Raw genomic sequence first — 5,450 nt, 5'->3', positions numbered from 1 at the left:
TCGCAGCAACGTTCAGCGCACCGGTTCCCAGCGCTCCACTGTTGCCCAGCAACAGGCCGCCGCCCGCCAGGTTCAGGCCRCCACCGAAGGTATTGGCACCGTTGAGCGTCAACACCGTGGCGCCGTTCTTCGCCAGGCCACCGTCGCCGGACACCACGCCGCCCAGCGTGATGTTCTGGCTGCCGGGGAGCGTAAGAATCGCACCGGTACCCAAGGCCACGTTGTTGCTCAGGTTCAGCGCAACCGCCGCGTCCAGCGACACGTTGCCGCCGATGTTCAGCGCKCCGGTRCCGGCCGCCGCACTGCTGCCCAGCAGCACGCTGCCGGCATTGAGGTTGAGGCCACCGCTGAAGCCATTGGTGCCGTCCAAGGTCAACCGCGAGGCGCCGTTCTTGGTCAGGCTGCCGACGCCGGAGATGTCGCCGGTCAGGGTGATGTTGTTGCTGCCGCCCAGGGTCAACGCGGCACCGAGGTTGACCGCGTTGCCCAGGGTCAGCGCAGAGCTGCCGTCCAACGTCGCGGCACCGTTGATGCTGAGCGCGCCGGTGCCCAGTGCACCGCTGTTGCCCAGCAGCAGACCGCCAGCATTGAGCGCGACGCCGCCGGTGAAGGTGTTTGCGCCGGTCAACGTCTGTACACCACTTCCGCTCTTTACCAGGCCTCCGCCGACGCCACTGATCACTCCAGCGAAGGTCTGGTCGGTCGCACTACCAAAGGTGAGCGTATTGCCGCCCAATGCCACGGTGGAACCTGCCACGCCGGACAGTGCACCGATGGTCTGGTTACCACCCAGGGAAAGATCCAGCGCCGCCCCAGCCCCCGACAGGCTGACCGCGCCGGTCGCGGCCAGGCTGCCACCACTGCCCAGCGCCACCGTGCCGGCAGCAACGTTCAAACCACCGGTGAAGGTATTGGCGCCGTTGAGCGTCAGTGTCGAAGCCCCGCTCTTTATCAGGCCGCCACCACCGGAAATCGCACCGCCCAGTGTCAGCGCGTTGCCACCCAGCACGTTCAACGAACCTGCCGCGCCGATGATCACGTCATTGCCCAGGGTCAGGGCTGAAGAGGTATCCAGCGTCGCAGCGTTGTTGATGTCCAGCAGGCCGGTACCGAGCGCACTGCTGTTGCCCAGCAGCAGGCCGCCACCGTTGACGACGAGGCCGCCACTGAACGTGTTGGTGCCGTTCAAGGTAAGCAGCGATGCGCCGTTCTTGCCAATGTTGCCGACGCCGGAGATCACCCCGTTCAACACCACGGGCTGGCCGCCCTGCAGCGCGAGCGAGCCGCCGGCGCCGAGCGTGATGTCGTTGGCCAGGGTGAGCGCTGCGGTGGTGCCATCCAGCGTGACCTCGCCGCCCACGCTCAGCACACCCGTTCCCAATGCACCGTTGTTGCCGAGCAGCAGGCCGCCGCCATTCAGGGCAAAACCACCGGTCAAGCTGTTGCTGCCGGACAGTGTCTGCACTCCGGTACCGACCTTGACCAGGCCACCGGTAGTGCCAGTGAAGTTGCCGGCGAAGGAGGTATTGCCGAGACCGCCTAGAGTAAGTGTGCGAGTGCCCAGGCTGACCGTTCCACCAAGCCCGGACAGCGAGCCGACGGTCTGGTTGGCTGCGGCAGTGAGGTCCAGCGACGTGCCCGCCGTGAGCGAGATCGCAGCGGTCGGTGACAGGCTACCGCCTGCACCGAGCGCCAACGCGCCGCCCGCGATCGAGACATTGCCGGTAAGCGTGTTTGCACCGCCCAAGGTGAGCGTGCCGGCGCCGTTCTTCACCAGGTTGCCGGCACCAGACAGCGCACCGTTCAACGTCAACGCATTGGTGCCGACCAGATTCAGACTGCCACCACCGTTGACGACGATGTTGTTGGCGAGATTGAAGGCCCCGCTGGTATCCAGCGACGCGGCACCACCTACCGTCAGGTTGCCGCTGCCCAGCGCACCTGCGTTGCCCAGCAGCAAGCCGCCAGCATTGAGGTTGACGCCACCACCGAACAGGTTCGCGCCGCCCAGCGTGACCACACCGGTGTTGGTCACGGTCAGGCCGCCAGCACCGGACAGCACACCACTCAAGCTGAAGGGGTTGGTGCCGCCCAACGTCAGTCTGCCAGTGTTGAGCGCAAAGGAATTTGCAAGCGTGAGCCCGCCCGCCGATGCCGCGATGGCGCCGCCGTTGACGTTGAAGGTACCGGTACCGAATGACGCCGCGTTGTTGAAGTTGACCAAGCCATCGTTGATCGTGGCACTGGTTCCGGTCCAGGCACCTTGCAGATTCCAGGTACCACTGTTGACGGTCAGGTTCTCGAATCCGGTGTAGCCGGACCAGTTGATCGTGGTCACCGCACCGCCAGTGCCACTGCCCGGGCCGGTTGCGCTGTTCTGCAGGAGCAGGCGGTCGCCGGTACCGGTACCGCCATCGACGATGCCCGCCGCTGCGAGGTTCACGCCTGCAGCACCGAATACGCCGGCAATACCGGTCGCCAGCGGCCCCAGCGCCACGCTGGAGCCGGACACTGCAGTGAAGCTGTTGCCGGTCGTGGTGGAGTTGCCCAGATGCACGCTGCCAGTGATGGTGCCGGCGTTGATCACGGTGTTGCCAGCAGCTGAGCTACCCAACCCGATGCGCCCGGTGATGGTGCTGGTATTGACGAGGTTCGCCCGGGCACCGCCGTAGGTGACGATCGCCGCAGCATCGGCGGTGGTCAGCAGGCCCGCTCCGAGAATGGACATGCCCACGGTGCCGTTGTTGGTGATGTTGGTTACCCCGCCAGCAGCGTTCTCGGTGATCAGCGCCTGCCCGCCCAGGCCCAGAATCGAGCCGATGTTGACCAGGCCCTTGATGCTGCCGCCCGCCTGGTTGGTGACGTTGATCGTGTTGCCACCGGCGGTGTTGTTGCCCAGCACCATGCCAGAGGCAGCCAGACTGATACCTCCGTTGAGAGTGGGATCAATCGAGCCTGCGTTGTTCACAGTGATCCCGTTGCCGGTCAGCGTCACTGCGTTGCCGCCGACGATGAGCGGCACGCTCAGCACCGCGCCGGTGGCGATGTTCAGGGTCACGCCATTGGCGGTACTGGAAAGATTGTTCTGGTCCGTCGCGCCATCGCAGGTAATCACCGCACCGGCCGTGGTGCATGCCGCAAACGCCGACCCACTGGCCAAAGTAGCGGCCAATGCCAGCGCCAGCCGATGCGCCTTCAAGCCCGGCAGGTGTCGTCCTGCCGATTTACCGCCTCCCGTCGGATTCTGGGTGATTTCCGAGGCCACCTGCATCACACCCAGGGCACGGTTGAAAACCAGACGGTAAATGCGGTTCATCGGTAAATCTCCATGAAATGACCGGTGGCACAGCAGGCAGGTTTTTTGGAGGTGATGTCGTCCTGCCCTGCTCCACCCGGGAACAAGACCTGCGGTATCAACCTTGAAAAACAGTCACACTTTCACGTGCAAGCGCTGCAGGAACTGCGCGCGCCTGCCTGTCCGTCAGCGCGAAAACTCCCCGGTTTCGCTTGACGAATGGGCGCACTGTGCGGCCGTCAACGCCAGCACCACGTGAATCCGGCACGTTATTTTCATGATGGCCGTCAAATAATCACGACAGTCGTCACGACTTTGCCGAAAATGCATATTCTCTTGTTTCCGCAGAACGGGAATATCCATATTCCCGCCGCATTCGTAACCGGCCTCAGCTGCTGGAGAGTTTCATCAGAACCAGGCCGGCGACGATCAGTACCGCCGCGCCAATCCGCATCGGGCTGACCTGCTCGCCCAGGAACACGATGCCGACCACGAAAGCACCGACCGCGCCGATACCGGTCCAGATCGTATAGGCGGTGCCCAGCGGCAGGCTGCGCATGGCGACGGCCAGCAGCCAGAAGCTGGCGATCATGCCGACGATGGTGATGACGGTGGGGGTGAGTTTGGTGAAGCCTTCAGACTGCTTCATCGACACGGCCCAGACGATTTCCAGCAGGCCGGCAAACAACAGATAGATCCAGGCCATGACAGCCCTCCTTTGGTAGGGCCAGGCCGTCCTGGTCATTGAATCCCGATGTGGGGGAGGTCGTTCCTCCTGGGACCGGATTCTAGCAACGGCGGCAGCCACCGGCCGACGCTGGGCGCACAGGGTTACATCGGATTCAGTGCATGAAGCTGGCATCAACGCACCTGCCTGCGCTAGAATGCGCGTCTGCCATCGGTAAGCCGATGTGCAGTCCGGCTGTGGTCTCCGGCGCACAACGCGCTGCTTCCCCTGATCCGTGAATCGGCCGCCTCCGGGCGGCCAACGTCTCTATGGTGGCCCCGTCGGCCCCTCGCGACGCTAGGTCGAAAACTCCGCCAGGGCCGGAAGGCAGCAACGGTATCGATCGACGCGGGCGCCGAGGTCAGCCGGCGGGGCCACCGCCTTTTCGGCGAAGCCCCGCTCCGGTAGATGCCAACCTTGGTTGGCGCCCTTCGCCGGGCATGTCCCGGCGCTACCGCTCCTCAGGCGTACCCTGATGGAACACCATCCGCCAGCCCGTTGAATGCTGACGCCACAGCGAGCTGCGCAGCACCCACCGCTGCGGTTGGTCATCGACGTGATAGCGACTGCGGTAACGCACCTGGGCCAGGCCCTTTGCCAGCATCCACACGGCGTACTGGTCCGACTCGATCACCACCTGCGCACGCTCCAGCGGGATCTCTTCCAGCGCGGCTTCACGGCCGTAGCACTGGCCGGAGCTGCCGATCTCATTGAAATCCTCATCCAGCAATGCCGCCAGACGCTCATGGTCTGCGCGCACCTGCGGGCAATGCAGTGCGCGTTCCAACCCCTCCAGTTCGGCGGCCAGCGCCGGTGAAGCGGCGGCGCCAGCGCTGCTCACGGCGGATCCTGCGCCAGCACGTGCGGGGCGGTCGGCGCGGCCAGCACAACACACTGGCCCGGCTGTGCCACCCGGTGCCCGCGCGCGGCCAGGGCCTGGCCATCGGCCACGCTGGCGTAGTGGTACAGCATCATCCGTGCCTGCAGCTCGGCGCTGTACTCGCGCTCCAGGTCATCTACCCCGGTATGCGAAGGATTGCCGTGCAACCCGCAGTCGTGGGCGATCAGTTCGTTGTCACTGGCATAGCGCGCCAGCATTTCCGGAATCGGCCTGGTGTCGCCGCTCCAGGTCAGCGCGCCCTGCAGGCGCAGGCCATAGGCCGTCTCCGGCCAGTGGTGCCGCACGGGGAACACCTCCAGCCGCACCCCCTCGTGCCAGAACGCATCGCCCACCACGATCAGCTGGAAGGCATCCCAGAAGTTGGCGCCGCCCTCGGCCAGCACGTTCGGGTAATCGCCGATGCGCTTGTGCAGCAGCGGCACCACCGTGGCCGGCACGTACAGGCGCACCTTGCCACGCCGCTGCGCGCTGAAGAAGGTATCCACGAACAGCCGTTCGAAACCGGCCACATGGTCCAGGTGTACATG

4 protein-coding genes and 1 other RNA gene are annotated in these 5,450 nt (G+C 65.0%); 1 reads left to right on the top strand and 4 read right to left on the bottom strand.

The genetic code is table 11. From position 1 onward, the window contains the following. Both AC1VAN_RS09770 and AC1VAN_RS09765 read right to left on the bottom strand, forming a co-directional pair. A partial coding sequence (locus AC1VAN_RS09770; RefSeq protein WP_480985717.1) for an autotransporter-associated beta strand repeat-containing protein occupies positions 1-3,316 on the bottom strand: 3,316 nt, incomplete at its 3' end. A 367-nt stretch (positions 3,317-3,683) separates the two neighbouring features. Continuing rightward, positions 3,684-4,001, bottom strand: a complete 318-nt coding sequence (locus AC1VAN_RS09765) for a DMT family transporter (RefSeq protein WP_032977375.1) — start codon at positions 3,999-4,001, stop codon at positions 3,684-3,686. 299 nt (positions 4,002-4,300) lie between these two features. On the opposite strand from AC1VAN_RS09765, the gene ffs reads away from it, so the two are divergent. Then, positions 4,301-4,397: signal recognition particle sRNA small type (gene ffs / locus AC1VAN_RS09760), an RNA gene on the top strand. A 76-nt stretch (positions 4,398-4,473) separates the two neighbouring features. Here the strand turns inward: ffs and AC1VAN_RS09755 are convergent. Both AC1VAN_RS09755 and AC1VAN_RS09750 read right to left on the bottom strand, forming a co-directional pair. Continuing rightward, complete coding sequence (locus tag AC1VAN_RS09755) at positions 4,474-4,863, bottom strand: nuclear transport factor 2 family protein (protein WP_442251305.1); 390 nt, start codon at positions 4,861-4,863, stop codon at positions 4,474-4,476. After that, a partial coding sequence (locus tag AC1VAN_RS09750; RefSeq protein WP_480985716.1) for an MBL fold metallo-hydrolase occupies positions 4,860-5,450 on the bottom strand: 591 nt, incomplete at its 5' end. The genes AC1VAN_RS09755 and AC1VAN_RS09750, both read right to left, overlap by 4 nt.

The sequence above is a fragment of the Stenotrophomonas sp. 05L44_2 genome, from assembly GCF_056665995.1.
Note: the sequence above shows the minus strand (reverse complement) of the source record. Positions and strands in the feature narration are given on the sequence as shown.

Bases quoted from the DNA above. Each gene is read 5' to 3' on its own strand.
- AC1VAN_RS09765 (WP_032977375.1), bottom strand. From the start codon at position 4,001: ATGGCCTGGATCTATCTGTTGTTTGCCGGCCTGCTGGAAATCGTCTGG.